18 protein-coding genes and 1 tRNA gene are annotated in these 17,662 nt (G+C 67.9%); 11 read left to right on the top strand and 8 right to left on the bottom strand.

What is annotated here, in order from left to right:
- The first annotated feature begins 23 nt into the window (after nucleotides 1-23).
- A complete protein-coding gene (locus IEV96_RS14735) occupies nucleotides 24-815 on the top strand; it encodes a class I SAM-dependent methyltransferase (RefSeq protein WP_188511506.1) in 792 nt (263 codons plus the stop codon).
- 117 nt (nucleotides 816-932) lie between these two features.
- On the opposite strand, the gene IEV96_RS14730 is transcribed toward IEV96_RS14735, so the two are convergent.
- The 4 genes from IEV96_RS14730 to IEV96_RS14715 all read right to left on the bottom strand — a co-directional run bounded on the left by IEV96_RS14730 (nucleotide 933) and on the right by IEV96_RS14715 (nucleotide 4,144).
- Nucleotides 933-2,000: an FUSC family protein gene (locus IEV96_RS14730; protein WP_188511505.1), complete on the bottom strand. Its 1,068-nt coding sequence runs from the start codon at nucleotides 1,998-2,000 to the stop codon at nucleotides 933-935.
- A gap of 49 nt (nucleotides 2,001-2,049) precedes the next feature.
- On the bottom strand, nucleotides 2,050-3,141 hold the full coding sequence (gene ygfZ, locus IEV96_RS14725; protein ID WP_188511504.1) for a CAF17-like 4Fe-4S cluster assembly/insertion protein YgfZ: 1,092 nt from the start codon (nucleotides 3,139-3,141) through the stop codon (nucleotides 2,050-2,052).
- Nucleotides 3,131-3,727: a heme-binding beta-barrel domain-containing protein gene (locus IEV96_RS14720; RefSeq protein WP_188511503.1), complete on the bottom strand. Its 597-nt coding sequence runs from the start codon at nucleotides 3,725-3,727 to the stop codon at nucleotides 3,131-3,133. The genes ygfZ and IEV96_RS14720 overlap by 11 nt, the downstream gene beginning before the upstream one ends.
- 159 nt (nucleotides 3,728-3,886) lie before the next feature.
- A complete protein-coding gene (locus tag IEV96_RS14715; RefSeq protein WP_188511502.1) occupies nucleotides 3,887-4,144 on the bottom strand; it encodes a hypothetical protein in 258 nt (85 codons plus the stop codon).
- A 51-nt stretch (nucleotides 4,145-4,195) separates the two neighbouring features.
- Between IEV96_RS14715 and IEV96_RS14710 the strand changes: the two genes are divergently transcribed.
- The 3 genes from IEV96_RS14710 to IEV96_RS14700 all read left to right on the top strand — a co-directional run bounded on the left by IEV96_RS14710 (nucleotide 4,196) and on the right by IEV96_RS14700 (nucleotide 8,027).
- Nucleotides 4,196-4,888, top strand: a complete 693-nt coding sequence (locus tag IEV96_RS14710) for a response regulator transcription factor (RefSeq protein WP_188511501.1) — start codon at nucleotides 4,196-4,198, stop codon at nucleotides 4,886-4,888.
- 78 nt (nucleotides 4,889-4,966) lie between these two features.
- A complete protein-coding gene (gene mshD, locus IEV96_RS14705; RefSeq protein ID WP_188511500.1) occupies nucleotides 4,967-5,797 on the top strand; it encodes a mycothiol synthase in 831 nt (276 codons plus the stop codon).
- Between the two features lie 52 nt (nucleotides 5,798-5,849).
- Nucleotides 5,850-8,027: an RNA degradosome polyphosphate kinase gene (locus tag IEV96_RS14700; RefSeq protein ID WP_188511499.1), complete on the top strand. Its 2,178-nt coding sequence runs from the start codon at nucleotides 5,850-5,852 to the stop codon at nucleotides 8,025-8,027.
- Here IEV96_RS14700 and IEV96_RS14695 read toward each other — a convergent pair.
- Nucleotides 8,024-8,467 carry a hypothetical protein gene (locus IEV96_RS14695; protein WP_188511498.1) on the bottom strand — a complete coding sequence of 148 codons (444 nt, stop codon included), beginning with the start codon at nucleotides 8,465-8,467 and terminating at the stop codon, nucleotides 8,024-8,026. The two genes, IEV96_RS14700 and IEV96_RS14695, sit on opposite strands and share 4 nt — an antisense overlap.
- 146 nt (nucleotides 8,468-8,613) lie before the next feature.
- Here IEV96_RS14695 and IEV96_RS14690 point away from each other — a divergent pair, with 146 nt between their 5' ends.
- The 5 genes from IEV96_RS14690 (at nucleotide 8,614) to pstB (ending at nucleotide 13,743) form a co-directional block, all read left to right on the top strand.
- Nucleotides 8,614-9,561 (top strand): NUDIX hydrolase, encoded by a 948-nt coding sequence (locus tag IEV96_RS14690; RefSeq protein WP_229733433.1) that lies wholly within the window; start codon nucleotides 8,614-8,616, stop codon nucleotides 9,559-9,561.
- 195 nt (nucleotides 9,562-9,756) lie between these two features.
- A complete protein-coding gene (locus IEV96_RS14685) occupies nucleotides 9,757-10,791 on the top strand; it encodes a phosphate ABC transporter substrate-binding protein PstS (protein WP_188511836.1) in 1,035 nt (344 codons plus the stop codon).
- Nucleotides 10,792-10,892: 101 nt separating this feature from the next.
- Nucleotides 10,893-11,831: a phosphate ABC transporter permease subunit PstC gene (gene pstC, locus IEV96_RS14680; RefSeq protein WP_188511496.1), complete on the top strand. Its 939-nt coding sequence runs from the start codon at nucleotides 10,893-10,895 to the stop codon at nucleotides 11,829-11,831.
- Nucleotides 11,831-12,931, top strand: coding sequence for a phosphate ABC transporter permease PstA (pstA, locus tag IEV96_RS14675; protein WP_188511495.1), 1,101 nt, complete (start codon nucleotides 11,831-11,833; stop codon nucleotides 12,929-12,931). The genes pstC and pstA overlap by 1 nt, the downstream gene beginning before the upstream one ends.
- A gap of 32 nt (nucleotides 12,932-12,963) precedes the next feature.
- A complete protein-coding gene (gene pstB / locus IEV96_RS14670) occupies nucleotides 12,964-13,743 on the top strand; it encodes a phosphate ABC transporter ATP-binding protein PstB (protein ID WP_188511494.1) in 780 nt (259 codons plus the stop codon).
- Between the two features lie 419 nt (nucleotides 13,744-14,162).
- On the opposite strand, the gene IEV96_RS14665 is transcribed toward pstB, so the two are convergent.
- The 3 genes from IEV96_RS14665 to IEV96_RS14655 all read right to left on the bottom strand — a co-directional run bounded on the left by IEV96_RS14665 (nucleotide 14,163) and on the right by IEV96_RS14655 (nucleotide 16,406).
- Nucleotides 14,163-15,005, bottom strand: a complete 843-nt coding sequence (locus IEV96_RS14665) for an anti-sigma factor (protein ID WP_229733432.1) — start codon at nucleotides 15,003-15,005, stop codon at nucleotides 14,163-14,165.
- Nucleotides 15,002-15,598 carry a sigma-70 family RNA polymerase sigma factor gene (locus IEV96_RS14660; protein WP_229733487.1) on the bottom strand — a complete coding sequence of 199 codons (597 nt, stop codon included), beginning with the start codon at nucleotides 15,596-15,598 and terminating at the stop codon, nucleotides 15,002-15,004. The genes IEV96_RS14665 and IEV96_RS14660 overlap by 4 nt, the downstream gene beginning before the upstream one ends.
- Before the next feature lie 178 nt (nucleotides 15,599-15,776).
- The gene (locus IEV96_RS14655) at nucleotides 15,777-16,406 is read right to left on the bottom strand and encodes a DNA-directed RNA polymerase subunit beta (RefSeq protein ID WP_188511492.1); all 630 of its coding nucleotides are present in this window, start codon (nucleotides 16,404-16,406) and stop codon (nucleotides 15,777-15,779) included.
- Nucleotides 16,407-16,431: 25 nt separating this feature from the next.
- Between IEV96_RS14655 and IEV96_RS14650 the strand changes: the two genes are divergently transcribed.
- Together IEV96_RS14650 and IEV96_RS14645 are read left to right on the top strand one after the other, a co-directional pair.
- Nucleotides 16,432-16,504 (top strand) — tRNA-Lys (locus tag IEV96_RS14650).
- Nucleotides 16,505-16,667: 163 nt separating this feature from the next.
- Nucleotides 16,668-17,660: a hypothetical protein gene (locus IEV96_RS14645; RefSeq protein WP_188511491.1), complete on the top strand. Its 993-nt coding sequence runs from the start codon at nucleotides 16,668-16,670 to the stop codon at nucleotides 17,658-17,660.
- Nucleotides 17,661-17,662: the final 2 nt, after the last annotated feature.

Below are 17,662 nucleotides of genomic sequence, written 5' to 3'. Positions count from 1 at the left end.
CGGCGTGCTGGGATACTTGACCAATGCCCATCGGATCCATTACGCGTGGCACGACGGGCACGAACCGTCTCCGCCGCGTCGACCGGTGGATCGCGACCCTCGCCGGCCTGCGTCGCACCGCGGACCCGCTCGTGGTCGACCTCGGCTACGGCGCATCCGCGACTACCAGCCTCGAACTGCACCACCGACTCTCGAAGGTGCGCCCCGACGTCGAGGTGATCGGCATCGAGATCGATCCCGCCCGCGTGAAGCTCGCCTCGCTCAGCGCCAAGGCGGGGGTCAGCTTCCGCCTCGGCGGCTTCGAGGTGCCGTTGCCCGCCGGTCGCAGGGCGGCGGTCATCCGCGCCTTCAACGTGTTGCGGCAGTACGACGAGTCGCTCGTGCTCGAGAACTGGCACCGCTGCGTCGACAGGCTGCAGCCGGGTGGCGTTCTCGTCGAGGGCACCTGCAACGAGGTGGGCCGGGTGGCGAGCTGGGTGGATGTCACGGCCGACGGCCCCCAGACGTTCACGATTTCCCTGCGCCTCGATGGTCTCGACCGGCCGTCGATCGTGGCGGAACGCCTGCCCAAGGTGCTGATCCACCGCAACGTGGAGGGCGAGAAGGTGCACGCCTTCCTCGCCGCTCTCGACAAGCACTGGCAGTACAACGCGCCGCTCTCGACCTACGCGCCGAGCCAGCGGTGGATCGCTACGGCGCAGGGCCTGCGCGCCGACGGCTGGCCGGTTCTCGGCACCAAGTCGCGCTGGCGGCTCGGCGAACTGACGGTGGCGTGGCACGCGGTCGAGCCGCTCGGCTTCGCGTGGGGGCGCTGATGGCGTCGCCGGCCCGCAGATGAGCCGATTCCGGCTGAATGAGGCGTCCGCGGTCGCCTCATTCAGCCGAAACCGGCTCGCGAGCAGTCTGGCGGTCGCCATCGGGATCGCGCCGGGTTAGACCGCCGGCAGCAGCGCCCGCGCGTCGTCGCCCGAGCGCCCCGACGCCACCAGCAGGTCGACCACGAGCGGCCGGGTCAGCAGCACGATGATCGTCTCCGTCACCGGTGCACCCGGCATGATGACGGCGGGGTCGAGCCGCGGGGCGATGCGCTCGAAGATCGCCGCGGCCTCCTTCGCCCTGACCGGGTCGTCGATGCTCTCGCCGAGCACGGTGATGCCGGCGGCCACCTCGCCGAGCAGCTCGGCCAGTTGCGGGCGGGAGGCGCCGTCGCGCAGCAGGAACGACACGCGCCGGTCCATCACCCGCAGGTGCCGGGCGGCGAGGTCGAGCCCCTGCAGCACGCGCGCCTGGTGCCGTAACGCGGGCAGGTGCCGACGCAGGAAGGGCGAGATGCGCGCGATCGACAGGGCGGAGTCGAGCGCCGCGCTCCAGTCGTCGAGCAGCGGTTGCGTGCGCCGCAGCCGCGTCACGGCGAGCGACGCCGCGGCCTCGTCGCCGGTGCGCAGGCCGTCGAGCAGCGATTCGAACGACTCGGCGAGCGTCGAGAGCAGCCGTCCGGCGTCGCGCCGGGCGAGCGCGCGCGGGTCGCGCGGCACCAGCGCGGTCACGAGCAGCGCGATGACGCCGCCCACGAGACCGTCGACGCTGCGGGTGAGCACTCCCCCGTCGGGGTCGGGGAGCAGCATCACCATCATCGACTGGATGCCGGCGGCCGCGGCGAAGGCCGAACTCGGTGACGCCAGCCGCGCGATCACGAAGGTGAGGAACAGGATGAGAGCGATCTGCCACACCCCGCTTCCGAGCAGCGTGAACAGCAGCTCGCTGAACAGGATGCCGACCAGGATGCCGACCACCGAGTCGAAGACGCGCCGCGGCCGGGCATCACGACCGAAGCCGAGACTCGAGATGGCCACGGTTATCGACAGCAGCGGCACGGAGTGCCCGAGAACGTAGTGCGAGAATGCGTAACTCGCCACGACCGCGACGACGATCTGCAGCGCCGCCGGCACCGAGTTCCACGCCCGCGTCACCGCGATCTTCAGGTCGAGCCTGCGCCGCATGCTGCGTTCGAACCGGCGTAGCCTGTCGGCCGACGAGGAGACCACGGGTTTAGCGGCGCACGGCACCGAGGCGCGGCAGCCGCGGCACGTTGGCCTCGGCGCCGGCGTCGCGCGGCACGATTACTTCTTGTGCCGCGGCGATGCGGATTCCGTCGGACAACACGTCGAGCTTCGCGTCGTGCTCGGTACTGCGCTTGATGACCGCGAGCGCGACCGGGCCGAGCTCGTAGTGCAGGGCCGACGTGGTCACGACCCCGATCGGGTCGTCGAGCCCGGCGACGACGACGGAGTCGCCCGCCGCGGGCAGCACCCCGTCTGACCCGTCGAGGTGCAGCATCACGAGGCGGCGCGGCGGGTGCCCGAGGTTGTGCACCTTGGCGACCGTCTCTTGCCCGCGGTAGCAGCCCTTGGTGAGGTGCACGGCCGAGCGCAGCCAGTCGAGTTCGTGCGGGATCGATTTCTCGTCGACCTCGGTCGCGAAGCGCGGACGCCAGGCAGCCACGCGCAGCGCCTCGAGAGCGAGCGTGCCTGCGGCGGGCAGTGCGGATGCCGCGGCGAGCGCACTCCGGTCGATCAGCCTCTCGGTGTACCGCCATTCGGCGCCCGGGTGTTCGGCCACGTTCGCGTACTGGTGACCGCCGGCGACGACGTCGGCCCAGGGGTCGTTCCAGACGAGCGGTACGCCGTTCGGTGCCGCCGCTTCGAGTCCCGCGGAGTCGAACGGCGCCGACCCGAGCGAGCCGATGGTCGCGTAGTCGGCGGTGCGGTCGGCGATCTCGACGCGCAGCATAAAGCGCATCTTCGTGAGCCAGGAGACGAGCCCCTCGGCCTGGTCGGCGTCGACGAGCAGCCACGCGGTCTCGCCGTCCTCGACGAGACGGATCGCGTACTCGAGGCGGCCATTGACGTCGAGCTGCAGGGTCTCGCCCGAGTCGCCGGGTCGCATGCCCTTGACCGACTGGGAGGTGAGCGAGTCGAGCCAGGTCAGCCGGTCGGGGCCGGAGAGAGTGATGACGGCGCGGTCGGAAAGGTCGACGACCGCCTCGCCCGCTGCGAGACGCTTCTGCTCGCCGAGCGGGTTGCCGTAGTGCTGGGGAGGCGAGCCGACGGCGCCGGGAAGTGTTTCGAACTCACTCGACACGGCTGAGGCTCCCCGACGAGTGCGTGCGCAGGTCTTGGCCGAACGCGGCGATGTCCCATGCCCAGAGCAGCTTGCTGTCGACCAGGCCGTAGATGCGGGTCGCCGCGGTGTACTCCTTGGCCGTGGCCGTGCGCAGCACGGCATCCGTCGCTATATCGATGCGCGGCCCTTTGATCTGCCCGATGTAGAGCTCGCTCACCCCGAGCGGATGCACGAGCGATACCTCGATGTCGAAGCCGCCGTTGGCGTTGCGCAGCGTCTCGACCGACTCCGCGTCGGCATAGGGCTTCGCGCCGACGCCCGGGAGCATGCCTGGGCCCGAGTCGCCGGCGTGCGACGGCCGGCTGAGCCGCCAGTAGCCGGTCTCCGCGACGTGCGGGGTGTTCTGGTCGTTGAGCGACCAGGTGTACGAGCTGTAGTTCAGGTACGGCAGGCCGTCGTGCGTGAAGCTGAGGCGCTGGCCGAATTCGTGCTCGCGGATCTCGTCGCCCACGGCGTAGTGCACGACGCCGGTGCCCTCCCAGAGTCCGATGAGCCAGGAGAGTGGTACGAGTTCGGCGGGCAGGTCGGAGTTGAGCTCGATCACGAAGCGCCCCCGGCGACTAGCGCTGGCCGCGGAAGAGGTTGTAGAGCACGACGATCGAGGTATACCCGATCGCGAGGCTCGCCAGAATGAGGAGTCCGGTGAAGAAGAGTTCCAGGGCGATGACCATGGGACCAGCCTAACCGCGTTTCGTGCGCGAGCTCAGGATGCGACGGCGAAAATCGCCGTGGAGACCACGAGCACCACGAGCGCTCCGCCGGTCGAGGTCATGACCCGGGTCACGAAACCCTCTTTGCGGCGGATCGCCAGCTGGATGGTGAACGCCGAGAGGATCGCGGCGGCGAACACGATCGGCACCCAGACGAAGTACTGCCCGGGCATCGAAAAGAGTCCGATCACGACGCTTCCGATGATCGCGAGGGCCCATACGGGGAGGATGCTTGCCAGCTGCCAGGTCACAAAGCAATCTTAAGGCGCTTGTAGACTGTGCGCAGGCACTTTGGAGGACCCGTGGCGCAGCTGCTTATCCTGACCTCTGCGGGCGACAATGACGTTCTCCCCGCATTGGGGCTACTCAGTCATAAAACTCGACAAATCCCGGCCGAGCCGGCTTCGCTCATCAACGCGCCCACGTGCGACCTCATCTTCATCGACGCGCGCTACGACCTGGCCAGCTCGAAGTCGCTCTGCAAGATCCTCAACACCACGGGCGTGACGGTTCCGCTCATCCTCATCCTCACCGAGGGCGGCCTCACCGCGGTCAGCGCCGACTGGGGCGTCGACGACGTCATCCTCGAGGGCGCCGGACCGGCGGAGGCGGATGCCCGCATCCGGCTCGCGATCGGACGCCAGGCCCAGGACAAGTCGAGCAGCAAGATCCAGGCCTCCGGTGTCGTTATCGACGAGGCCAGCTACTCGGCGAAGGTGCACGGCAAGCCGCTCGACCTCACCTTCAAGGAGTTCGAGCTGCTGCGCTTCCTCGCCACACACCCCTCCCGCGTCTTCACCCGCGAGCAGTTGCTCAGCGAGGTGTGGGGCTACGACTACTTCGGCGGAACCCGCACGGTCGACGTGCACGTGCGACGCCTGCGCGCCAAGCTCGGCGACCTCGAGTCACTCATCGGCACCGTGCGCAACGTCGGTTACCGCTTCAACGTGTACGACGACGAGAACGAGCGCTTCCCCGCGCCCCTCGCCAACTGACGCGGTGGAGCTAGGGAGAATCGCGCTAGCGATTCTGCGACCCCAGCGCCGACCGAGCCCGCGAGGGAGGATTGTTACATGACCGTCGAAACCCTACCCACTCGCCCCGACTGGCTCGACGTGCTCATCCAGCGCGCAACCCGCGCCGACGGCCAGCCGCCGTTCTCCGACGGCAGCCTCGTCGAGCTCGCCACCGGAGCGCGCGAGCTGCTCGTGATCGGGGATGTCGCGGCGGCGCTGGTGCGGGACGGGGAGGCGGAATTCGTCGTGGATCCGGATGCCCGGCGGCACGGTCACGGAACGGCGTTGCTCGAAGAATTGCTGACACGCTCGCCGCGGCTGCGCGTCTGGGCGCACGGGGACCACAAGGCCGCCCGGGCCCTCGCCGCGAGCCACGGGCTCGAGGCGGTGCGGGAGCTGTTGCAGCTGCGGTTGGGCGGCGTCGACTTCGATACGGCCGTGGACGGCCGAGTCAATCAGCAGAACGACATCGACGCCTTCCGCCGCGGCACCGACGAGGCCGCGTGGCTCGCGCTCAACGCCCGCGCGTTCGCCGCGCACCCCGAGCAGGGCGCCGTCACGCGCGCCGACCTCGACGTGCTGATGGCCGAGCCGTGGTTCGACGCCGAGGACTTTCTCGTGCTGCGTGACGGCGACGAGCTGATCGGCTACTGCTGGCTCAAGGTGGAACACGGGATCGGCGAGTTCTACGTGGTCGGTGTCTCTCCCGACCGTCAGGGCGAGGGGCTGGGCCGCCGCCTCGTCGAGGCGGGGCTTTCCCGACTGGCCGCGCGCGGCATCCGCATCTCCAGCCTCTATGTCGAGGCAGACAACGAGGCCGCACTGCGCCTCTACCGGTCGTTCGGTTTCGGCGATCACGCGGTCGACGTCCAGTACGCGAAGGCGTAACGCCGGCTAACTCGTTCACCGCTCATTCACGAGACAGTGGGATGATGGCGGGATGGACAGCGAAAACACCCTCCTCGACGCACCGGCACCGAGCGAATCGCTCGACGAGTACGACATCGACGAGTCGTCGAGCGTCGACGACGGCTCGCTGCCCTACGACCGCTACCTCGACCGCGAGCTGAGCTGGCTGGCCTTCAACCAGCGGGTGCTCGAACTGGCCGAAGACACCACGCTGCCGCTGCTGGAGCGCGCGAACTTCCTCGCCATCTTCACCTCGAACCTCGACGAGTTCTTCATGGTGCGCGTCGCCGGCCTGAAGCGCCGCATCGCCACCGGGCTCGCCGTGCCGACCAATGTGGGCCGCGCACCCGAGGACGTGCTCGCCGCCGTGAGCGCCAAGGCGCACGAGCTGCAGCACCGTCACGCCGTCGCCTTCGGCGAGCACGTGAAGCCCGCGCTCGACGAGGCCGGCATCCACATCGAGGTGTGGAGCGACCTCGACGAGGCCGACCGCGACCGCGCGCACGAGATCTTCTCGCTGCAGATCTTCCCGGTGCTCATGCCGCTCGCCGTCGACCCGGCGCACCCCTTCCCCTACATCTCCGGCCTCTCGCTCAACCTGGCCGTGCGCGTGCGCAACCCGAAGACCGACAAGGTGGAGTTCGCGCGCCTCAAGGTGCCGACCGTGCTGCCGCGATTCGTGCAGTTGCCCAACGACGGCACCGGCCGCCTGCGTTTCATCCCGATCGAAGACCTGATCTCCAACCACCTCAGCGAGCTCTTCCCCGGCATGGAGATCCTGGAGCACCACGAGTTCCGGGTCACCCGCAACGAAGACGTCGAGGTCGACGAGGACGAGTCGGAGAACCTGATCCAGGCGCTCGAGAAGCAGCTGCTCAACCGCCGGTTCGGCCCGCCCATCCGCCTCGAGATCACCGAGGACATGGACGACCTCACCCTCGGGCTGCTCGTTCGCGAGCTCGACATCACCGAGCAGGAGGTCTACCGCCTTCCCGCGCCGCTCGACCTCGGCGGACTGTTCCAGCTCAACCGCATCGACCGCCCGCTGCTGAAGTACGCCAAGCACGTACCGACCACGAGCGTGAACCTGCTGCCGAACGAGCCGAACGCGGCGCCGAACATCTTCACATCGATCTCGAAGAGCGACGTGCTGGTGCACCACCCCTACGAGTCGTTCTCGACGAGCGTGCAGACGTTCCTCGAGCAGGCCGCCGCCGACCCGAACGTTCTCGCCATCAAGCAGACGCTCTACCGCACGAGCGGCGACAGCCCCATCGTCGAGGCGCTCATCGCCGCGGCCGAGGCCGGAAAGGCCGTGCTCGCACTGGTCGAGATCAAGGCGCGCTTCGACGAGACCGCGAACATCAACTGGGCGCGCAAGCTCGAGAAGGCCGGCGTGCACGTGGTCTACGGCCTCGTCGGGCTCAAGACCCACTGCAAGCTCGCACTCGTGATCCGCCAGGAGCACGGCGTTCTCAAGCACTACAGCCACATCGGCACGGGTAACTACAACCCGAAGACCAGCCGCATCTACGAAGACCTCGGCCTGCTCACCGACGACGACGTGGTCGGCAAAGACCTCACCCGCCTGTTCAACGAGCTCTCGGGCTACGCCATCGAGAAGAAGTTCAAGCGCCTGCTCGTCGCTCCCCTGCACCTGCGCAAGGGCCTGCTCAAGCACATCAAGACCGAGACCGAGAACGCCAAGGCCGGCCTGCCGAGTGGCATCCGCATCAAGCTCAACTCGATCGTCGACGAGGCGATCATCGACGCGCTGTACCAGGCGAGCAACGCGGGCGTTCCCGTCGACCTGGTGGTGCGCGGCATCTGCGGCCTTCGCCCCGGTGTCCCCGGGCTGAGCGAGAACATCCGCGTGCGTTCGGTGCTCGGCCGTTACCTCGAGCACGCGCGCATCTTCACGTTCGTCAACAACGGCGACCCGCAGGTCTACATCGGCAGCGCCGACATGATGCACCGCAACCTCGACCGCCGCGTCGAGGCGCTCGTGCGTCTCGTGGCGCCCGACCAGCTGCGCCAGATCGACGAACTGTTCGAGCTCGCTCTCGCCGAGGACACCTCGTCGTGGTGGCTCGACGGCGACGGCGAATGGACGCGGCACTCACGCACCTCCGAAGGCGAACCGTTGCGCGACATGCAGAACGTCATCATGAAGCGCATCTCGCAGCGCAAGCGCGCGATCAGCCGCTAGTCCGCGGTCGCGTCGAAGTCGAGTGCGGGGGTCTCCATGGGACCTCCGCACTGCTCCGAGCCGCCCGTTCTGGTCCACTCCAGCTCGTAGCCGCGCTCGGCGACCACCGCTCCGTCGCTGTCTAGCGCGCGCAGGGTGAGGCGGTCGGGCGCGGATTGCAACGAGGTGACACTCCACCGCCCGTCGGAACGGCGCTCCAGGGCGAACGGCGGCAGCTCGCCCTCGGGCGGTTGCACGGCCTCCGCGGCTCCGCCGCCCGTAGACGCGGTGCACACCCCGTCGGCGCACACTTCGAGTGATGCGAACTCCCCCGTCGCGTGCACGTCGACGGAATACAGGTAGGCGACGGCCGGGCACGCGCCCGAACTGCAGCCGGCGAGAGCCGGGAGCAGGGCGACACCCGCGGCCGCGAGAGCGAGGGTCCGTGTCATCCGAAGCATTCGTCAACGCTATTCAGGGCCCGGATGCCGCACCAGCGCAACTGAGGAATGTTACGTAAACGAGAACGTGGCCTGGGTGGGCATCCGTACCGGCAGAATGTCCGTATGACGTTATGCACCGCGAGCGACACTTCGAGGACCACGCGGTGAGCGATTCCACCCTGCCCGTACTGGCTGCGGGTGCCGTGGTCTGGCGACTCGTCGACGGCAAGGCCCGCGTGCTGCTCGTGCACCGCGCCGCCCGCGCCGATGTCTCGCTGCCGAAGGGAAAGCTCGACCCGGGCGAGACGCTTCCGCAGACGGCCGTGCGCGAGATCGCCGAAGAGACCGGGCTGGCCATCACCCTCGGCGCGCCGCTCGGCACCGTCGAGTACACGCTGCCCAGCGGCCGGGAGAAGATCGTCTACTACTGGTCGGCCGAGGTAAGCGACCACGCCCTCGAGCTCTCGACCTTCACGCCGAACAACGAGATCGCCGCCGTGGAATGGGCGCCGATCGAGAAGGTGCGCAAGCGGCTCAGCTACGCACACGACATCGACGTGATCGACAGGTTCGAGGAGCGGCTGCTCGCCGGACAGGCCCGCACCTTCGCGATCATCGCGCTGCGCCACGGCACGGCGGTCCCGCCCTCCACCTGGGACGGTGCCGACTCGACCCGCCCGCTGATGCAGCGGGGCGTCGACCAGGCGTTGAGCGTCGCACCGGCCATCGCCGCCTACGCTCCGGCCAAGCTGATCAGCAGCTCGGCGGCACGCTGCCTCGCGACGATCGCACCGCTCGCCGGTGCGCTCGGCCTGCCGGTGAAGTCGTCGAACGCCGTGAGCCAGGACGCGTGGGAAGACGGCAGCGGAAACGTCGAGAAGGTCGTGGCCAAGCGGCTCGCCAAGCGCGTGTCCGCCGTGATCTGCAGCCACGGACCGGTGCTGCCGGACATCATTCTCGAGGTCGCCCGGCTGACCGGCACGCGCACCGATTCCGCGCTGCGCAGGGCGGCAGAACTCTCCACGGGCGAGTACGCCGTGCTGCACATCGCACTAGACCCCACTACCCCCGGAATCGTCGCCGTGGAGTCTCACGGACCGGCGGTCGCCTAAACCTTCCGCGCTTGTTTACCTCCCGTTCACCTCGTGGGGCGAGTCTGGTTAACCTCCGCGCATAGCGTCGTCTCTTGGGTCGCACCGGCCCTCATCCTGTATTCAAAAAACATTCCCGAAGGGAAACCCGTGAAGACGGCAACAACGAACTTCAAGCGTTTCGGCAGCGTCGCTGCTATCGCTATCGCAGGCACCATGCTCTTCTCCGCATGCGCCGCAAACGAGGACGCGCCCGCCGGCGAGTCCGAGAGCACCCTCTCCGGCACGCTCGACGGTGCAGGCGCATCGTCGCAGGGCAGCGCGCAGGAGGCCTGGGTCGCAGCATTCCAGACCGAGAACCCCGACGTGACCATCAACTACGAGCCCTCCGGTTCGGGTGCGGGCCGCGAGGCGTTCCTCTCGGGCGGCGTTTCGTTCGCCGGTTCCGACTCGGCACTCAGCGACGACGAGATCGCGGGCGAGTTCGCTTCCTGCGTCCCCGACTCCGGCTACGTCGAGGTCCCCGCCTACATCTCCCCGATCGCCGTGATCTTCAACGTGGAGGGTGTTGACGAGCTCAACCTCGACGCCGCGACCCTCGCCGGCATCTTCAAGGGCACCATCACCACGTGGGACGATGCAGCAATCGCCGCACTGAACGAGGACGCCACGCTTCCCTCGGCTCCGATCACGGCCGTTCACCGCGCCGACGACTCGGGCACCACCAAGAACTTCGCGGACTACCTCAACAAGGTTGCTCCCCAGGTCTGGGACGCCGCTCCGGCCGACCCCTTCCCCTACGCTGGTGGCGAGGCTGCACAGGGCACCACTGGCGTCGTTGACGCAGTGACCAACGGCACCAACACCATCGGTTACGCGGACGCTTCCAAGGCCGGCGACCTCGGTGTCGCAGCGATCAAGGTCGGCGAAGAGTTCGTCAACTACACCCCCGAGGCTGCAGCTGCAGTCGTCGCCGAGTCGCCCCTCGTCGAGGGACGCGAAGCGACCGACCTGGCGATCAAGCTCGACCGCCTGACCACCGACCCGTCGCACTACCCGCTGGTTCTCGTGAGCTACATCATCGCTTGCCAGGAGTACACCGACGCTGAGCAGGGCCCGCTCGTCAAGGCCTACGCGCAGTACCTCACCTCCGAGGACGGCCAGGCCGAGGCTGCTGACGCCGCCGGTGCAGCTCCCCTCTCCGCCGACCTGTCCACCAAGGTCGCAACGGCTCTCGAGTCGATCAAGTAACAACACCCCCCTTGTGACTGTCGGGCTGCGGATCTCCGCAGCCCGACAGCCTCAGGTCTCCACCTCTTCGCCACAACCAGCAGATGGGTCCCGGAACACGAATGACGACAGCACGAGTGTCGCCTAGAGCCAAGCTCCGGCTCGGGGACCGCATCTTCACAACGAGCACCGTGACCGCGGGTGTCATCATCCTCGTGGCCCTCGCCGCCGTGGCCGTCTTCCTGATCGCCCAGAGCATCCCCGCTCTGATGGCCGATCCCGCCGAGCTCAAGGGCTCGCCGTCGAGTTTCTGGGAGTTCGTCGCTCCGCTCGCCTTCGGCACCGTCTGGGCGGCCTTCCTGGCCCTGCTCATGGCCCTTCCGGTCTCCATCGGCATCGCGCTGTTCATCTCCCACTACGCGCCCCGCCGCGTCGCACAGACGCTCGGCTACATCATCGACCTGCTCGCCGCGGTTCCTTCGGTGGTCTTCGGCCTCTGGGGCATCAAGGTCCTCGCCCCCGCCGTCACCCCGCTCTACAACTGGCTGGTCGACAACTTCGGCTGGTTCCCGCTCTTCACCCCTCCCGTCTCGGGCACCGGTCGCACGGTACTCACCGTGGCCATCGTGCTGGCCGTCATGATCATCCCGATCATCACCGCGGTCACCCGCGAGGTCTTCCTGCAGACGCCGACGCTGCACGAGGAGGCCGCGCTGGCCCTCGGCGCTACGCGCTGGGAAATGATCCAGATGGCCGTGCTGCCGTTCGGTCGCCCCGGAATGATCTCCGCCGCGATGCTCGGTCTCGGCCGGGCGCTCGGCGAGACGATGGTGGTCGCCATGGTGTTGTCGCCCGCACTCGTCATCAGCTTCGTCCTCACCGGATCGACGAACTCCCCCACCATCGCCGGTAACATCGCGCTGAACTTCCCCGAGGCCCACGGCGTCGGCGTGAACGCGCTCATCGCGACGGGCCTCATCCTGTTCGCCATCACCTTCGTGATCAACTCCATCGCCCGCGTAGTCATCAACCGCCGCAAGGCGTTCTCTGGAGCCAACTAGTGAGCACCGCAACGGCCACGCCGCCCGTCGAAACCCGCACCCCCACCACCAACGCCCTCACCTCGGGCCGTCTGCCCCGCTGGGCGCCGTGGGCACTGCTCGCCCTCAGCTGGCTCGTCTTCATCGTCGTCTTCGCAATCATCGCGATGGCGGGCGAGACCGAGTTCAACATCGCCGCCGCGCTCTTCCTCGGCACCGTCCTCTTCGACATCCTGATCTTCTCGGTCACGTATCTCGTCGAGGGTGCGCGCCAGGCCCGCGACCGTCTCGTGACGTCGCTCGTCGCGACCGCCTTCATCATCGCGCTGCTGCCGCTCGTGTCCCTGCTCTTCACCGTGCTCGTCAACGGCACGGCCCGTTTCGACCTGGCTTTCTTCTCGCAGTCGATGCGTAACGTCGTCGGTGAGGGCGGCGGCGCCCTGCACGCCATCATGGGCACGCTGCTCATCACCGGCGCCGCGACCCTCATCTCGGTTCCGATCGGCCTGCTCACCGCGATCTACCTCGTCGAATACGGCCGCGGCCAGCTCGCCCGCGCGATCACCTTCTTCGTCGACGTCATGACGGGCATCCCGTCGATCGTCGCCGGCCTGTTCGCTTTCGCGTTCTTCTCGCTCCTCTTCGACGACCCGGGCATCCGCTTCGGCCTCGGCGGCGCAATCGCGCTGTCGCTGCTGATGGTTCCCGTCGTGGTGCGCTCGAGCGAGGAAATGCTCAAGCTGGTCCCGAACGAACTGCGCGAGGCATCCTACGCACTGGGCGTTCCCAAGTGGCTCACGATCCTCAAGATCGTCATTCCCACCTCGATCGCGGGCATCACGACCGGCATCACGCTGGCCATCTCGCGCGTGATCGGCGAGACCGCGCCGCTGCTCATCATCGCCGGCTTTACCGCCAGCATGAACTACAACCTGTTCGACGAGAAGATGATGTCCCTCCCCGTGTTCGTGTACACCCAGTACGCGAACCCCGGAAGCGACGTGCAGCCCTATCTCGACCGCGCATGGGCCGGAGCGCTCACCCTCATCGTGATCGTTATGGTGCTCAACCTCATCGCCCGTCTCATCGCCCGGATCTTCTCCCCCAAGCTCGGCCGCTAGCCTCACCGGCCAGCAGAACATAAGGAAACCAAGTGTCCAAGCGCATTGAAGTCAACGACCTCAACGTCTACTACAGCAAGTTCAAGGCTGTCGAAGATGTCACGTTGACGATCGAACCCCGCACCGTCACCGCCTTCATCGGCCCGAGCGGTTGCGGCAAGTCCACCTTCCTGCGCACGCTCAACCGCATGCACGAGGTCATCCCCGGCGCCCACGTCGAGGGTGAAGTACGCATCGACGGCAACAACCTCTACGCGTCCGGCGTCGACCCGGTGCTCGTGCGCCGCCAGGTGGGCATGGTCTTCCAGCGCCCCAACCCGTTCCCGACGATGTCGATCCGCGACAACGTGCTCGCCGGCGTCAAGCTGAACAACACGCGCATGTCGAAGAGCGAGGGCGACGACCTCGTCGAGAAGAGCCTGCAGGGCGCCAACCTCTGGAAAGAGGTGAAGGACCGCCTGGCACTGCCCGGATCGGGTCTCTCCGGTGGACAGCAGCAGCGTCTCTGCATCGCCCGCGCGATTGCCGTCTCCCCCGAGGTCATCCTGATGGACGAGCCGTGCTCGGCCCTCGACCCGATCTCCACGCTCGCGATCGAAGACCTCATCGAGGAGCTGAAGACCGACTACACGATCGTGATCGTGACCCACAACATGCAGCAGGCGTCGCGCGTCTCCGACAAGACGGCGTTCTTCAACATCGCCGGCACCGGCGCCCCCGGCAAGCTCATCGAGTACGACGACACCGCGACCATGTTCTCCAAGCCGAGCGTCCAGGCGACCGAGGACTACGTCTCCGGCAAGTTCGGATAACGAGCCGTCAGCGCCACGAAAAAACGCCCCGCATCTGCGGGGCGTTTTTTCGTCTGCCCCGCGCGCAACTCAGGCTGGGTTCGCCCGGGAGCCGGCCGGCCCGCACCGTTGCGGGGCGGGCGCCGCGGTATCCGCGATTCTGCCTGAGTTGCGAGGAGGAGTGGCGGGTCGTGTTCGTGATTCAGGATGATCCGGGGCGCGGGCACGGCACACCGGCGTGATCACGCCGGCGGCAGCGGCGGGATCCGTCCTGAATGACGAACGCCCGTCGCGCAACTCAGGCTGGATGTGTGGGACGAGCCGGGGTACCGCGCCGACGCGGGGCGGGCGCCGCGGCATCCGCGATTCTGCCTGAGTTGCGAAAAGGTGGCGGTGGAGTTTCCGGATGACCCGGAGGCGGTCAGGGGGACCGGGTGTGCCTACGCGCTGGCGATGGCGACGATCGGGGCCGTCGTGGGGGTCTTGGAGCCGCCGTCGGGCTCCACGGTGACGCCCACGGTGTCTCCGGCGTGCATCTCGCCCTCGAGCACGCGCCAGGTGGCGCCGTTCTCGCCGACGCCGAACGTGCCAGCGGGACGCGCGACACTCTCGGTGTCGATGTACCAGAGCTCGTAGACCTTGTCGTCGGGAAGCGCAGGCAGGCCGTCGACAATCATCGCCGAACTGGCCAGCTCGTTCGACCAGACCAAGGTGGCCGTTCCGCCACCCTCGACCTCGGCGACCGCCTGCTGCATGTCGCGGGAAGCGTTGATGGCGGCGAGCTGGTCGGCCGCGAGCTGCTGCGACTGCGATTCGCCGATCGTGTTGACGAGCACGCCACCGCCGAGGATGAGCCCGACGACAGCCGCCGCGGACACGAGGGCGACGGCGGGCCGGGTGAACCAGCGGGACTGGGCCTTCTGGGCGGCGGGCGTGAGCTTAGGAGTGGACGCAGCGGGAGCCGGCACGGCGGTCAGCCGGGTGACGGGAGCCGCGGCATCCGACTCTCCCGCAACCGGACCAGTGACGGCCGGCAGCTGCGGGGTCGACGCGATGAGGCTCATGATGTTGGCCTTCAGCGCCGCGGAAGGCTGCACGGGTGCGATGGCGCCGCCCAGCAGCACCGCGGTGTCGGCGAGTTCGGTCGTCTCGTGGCGCAGGGTCTCTGATTCGGCGAGGTGGGCCTCGAACGCCGCACGCTCCTCGATGGACAGGGCATTCAGCACGTAGGCTCCCAAAAGTGTGGCCGGATCGTCGGCCGACTCTCGTTTGTCGTCGTTCACGATGCCACCCCCAATTCGTCGCGCAAGCGGATCATGCCGTCGCGCAGTCTGGTTTTCACCGTTCCGATGGGAACGCTGAGCAGGTTCGCCACTTCGCTGTGGCTGTACCCGCCGTAGTATGCGAGCGAAACGGCCTGGCGTTGCAACTCGGTAAGTCGGAGCATCGCCTTTTCCACCCTTTCGTGCTCGATGCGGGTCTGCACGGTGTCGGAAACGTTGTCGTAGTCGGCATCGTAGTCACGGATGCCGATCTTGGTATCCCTGTCGCGCGAGGCCTGCGAAGCGCGGACCCGGTCGACCGCGCGCCGGTGGGCCATGGTCATGATCCAGGTCGAGGCACCGCCCTTGGCCGGGTCGTAGCGGGTGGCCGTCTGCCAGATCTCGAGGAAGATCTCCTGGGTGACCTCCTCCGACTGCGCGTGGTCGCGCAGCAGGCGGCGGACGAGCCCGAGAACCCGGGGCGCGATCTGGTCGTAGAGTTCGGCGAACGCGGCCTGATCCCCCGCGGCGACGCGCGCCAGAAGTTGGTTTTGTGTGGGGGGTTCACCAGAACCGAGGTCCTGGCGGTCGTCGGTCTCGCGGGTCACGAGCATAAGCATGACAGTAGTTCGGTGCGATGCGTGAATCGGATGGGTGTCGATCCGGGCGAGGAAGGTGCCGGGCCGCAGAACGCCTCTCGGCGCAAGGCCGCTCGAAGCGGCTATTAGTGGAGCCCGGGGTTACCGCGGCCCGGCGAGATCTATTTTACCCGGATCGAAGCTGGATGCGACCTCAGTCCAGACTTCCCGCACGGTCCAGTCGGGCGCACGTGCTCAACTCGTCGCCCGTGAGGGTGAGCCGCAGAGCGCGGGTGGTGAGCTCGCTCCCCCGCTCGGGCGTGATCAGGTCGACATCGTCAGCCACGCTCACGCAGCCCGCCGCGGTGATGCGGCAGAACGCGGCCGCGCGGTCGAGCGCCGTGGCGAAGTCGCCGCGGAAGAGCCCGCGAAGGATCTCGTCGGCGAGCTCGGTGATCTCGTCGGGACCGGTCGGCATGGGCGCCCCCGCGACGGCGGTGTCGATGGTGCCGAGGATCTCGCTGCCGCGCTGGAACAGATAGGCCGTGCCATCCGGATCTTGGCGGATCAGCAGTCTCAGCAGGTAGATGCGCCATAACGCGCCGGGGAGGCTCTTCGCGCTCGACCTTGCCCAGAGCTCGGAGAGGGCGTCTACGCCGTGCTCGTCGGTGTAGGCGACCAGACGCTCCACGACGGCCGGATCGTTCGACGAGCGCGCGCGTGCAACCAGCGCGTGGGCGGTGTCGTGCGCGATGCGCAGGATCTGAGCCGGATCTTCGCCGCCCTCGAAGGTGTCGAACTTGTCTCCGGAGTACTGGGTGGGCTTATGGAACTCATCGGTCACCAGTACACGCTACATTTAATACCAAGGGCCTCTAGCTCAGTTGGTAGAGCATCGGACTTTTAATCCGTGGGTCGTCGGTTCGAGCCCGACGGGGCCCACCCTCACGGGATCCGCGTTTTCTGCGCGGGTCCCGTTTTTTCTTTGCGTCCGGCCAGTTTCGGACTTTCGGATGACGCCTGCCGCGCACTCAAGCCGAAAGGGCGATGAGGCGTTCCGAGGCGCGCCCGTAGCGTGAGAATCCACTACACCGGAGGATTTTTCATGCACCGCAGCCTGTTGACCATCGCCGCCGTTCTGGCCGCCGCCGCGACGCTCGCGCTCGCGGGTTGCGTGGCGGAAGGCACCGGGTCGAAGCCCGACGACGACCGCGTCGCCGCCGTGCAGCCCGAGACGCGGACGCCGCTGAGCCCCTACTGGGACGCGATGTACGGCGTGTACGACGCCCGGGACGAGATCGAGAAGCGGGAGAGGGTCGAGGAGCTGGTGGCCACCTGCATGGCGGCCGAGGGCTTCGACTACACCCCGATCGACCAGACGCCCGCCGACACGGCCTCGAGCTACGAGGAGGGCTGGGGCACCGAGAACTGGGCGGCCGAGCACGGCTACGGGGCGTTCCCCACCACCGAGGAGACGGCGGCGATCGACGCGCAGGTGATCGCCGAGGATCCCAACCAGGAGTATGTCGCCGGCCTTTCGGAGAAGGAACAGGCGGCCTACTACAAGGCCCTGCAGAGCCCCAGCCCCGACAGCGAGTCGCTCGAGGCGATCAAGGATGGTGAGACCCCGGCCTACGACTGGGAGAACGCCGGCTGCCAGGGCGCCGCGCAGCACGAGGTGACCGGCGACGACCCGACGCAGAGCGAGCGGTACGCACCGCTCGTCGCCGCGATGAACGCCCTCGAGCAGGAGCAGCTGACCGATCCGGCGATGGCGCCCATCGACGCCGAATGGTCGACCTGCATGGACGACGCCGGGTACGGTGGCCTCGCGACGAGGCAGTCGGCCGTCGACGCCGTCTTCGCCCAGTCCACCGAGTACTGGGGCGCGGGCGCGAGTGACGAACCCTCGGAGGAGCTGCGGGCCGAGTGGCGCGCCTACGAGATCGAGGTGGCCGTGGCCGACTTCCGCTGCGCGGAGACGGTCGACTACGACACCAAGGAACTCGCCGTTCAGGTCGCGCGGGAGACCCGGTTCATCGACGACAACGGGCCGGAACTCGACGCGATGCTCGCCGAGCTGGCGCAGGGCGAGTAGCG

The organism is Conyzicola nivalis, from assembly GCF_014639655.1.
GTDB lineage: Bacteria > Actinomycetota > Actinomycetes > Actinomycetales > Microbacteriaceae > Conyzicola > Conyzicola nivalis.
Note: the sequence above shows the minus strand (reverse complement) of the source record. Positions and strands in the feature narration are given on the sequence as shown.

Bases quoted from the DNA above. Each gene is read 5' to 3' on its own strand.
- IEV96_RS14735 (WP_188511506.1), top strand. From the start codon at position 24: ATGCCCATCGGATCCATTACGCGTGGCACGACGGGCACGAACCGTCTC.
- IEV96_RS14730 (WP_188511505.1), bottom strand. From the start codon at position 2,000: ATGCGGCGCAGGCTCGACCTGAAGATCGCGGTGACGCGGGCGTGGAAC.
- mshD (WP_188511500.1), top strand. From the start codon at position 4,967: ATGACCGTCGAAACCCTACCCACTCGCCCCGACTGGCTCGACGTGCTC.
- IEV96_RS14700 (WP_188511499.1), top strand. From the start codon at position 5,850: ATGGACAGCGAAAACACCCTCCTCGACGCACCGGCACCGAGCGAATCG.
- IEV96_RS14695 (WP_188511498.1), bottom strand. From the start codon at position 8,467: ATGCTTCGGATGACACGGACCCTCGCTCTCGCGGCCGCGGGTGTCGCC.
- IEV96_RS14685 (WP_188511836.1), top strand. From the start codon at position 9,757: ATGCTCTTCTCCGCATGCGCCGCAAACGAGGACGCGCCCGCCGGCGAG.
- pstC (WP_188511496.1), top strand. From the start codon at position 10,893: ATGACGACAGCACGAGTGTCGCCTAGAGCCAAGCTCCGGCTCGGGGAC.
- IEV96_RS14660 (WP_229733487.1), bottom strand. From the start codon at position 15,598: ATGCTCGTGACCCGCGAGACCGACGACCGCCAGGACCTCGGTTCTGGT.
- IEV96_RS14645 (WP_188511491.1), top strand. From the start codon at position 16,668: ATGCACCGCAGCCTGTTGACCATCGCCGCCGTTCTGGCCGCCGCCGCG.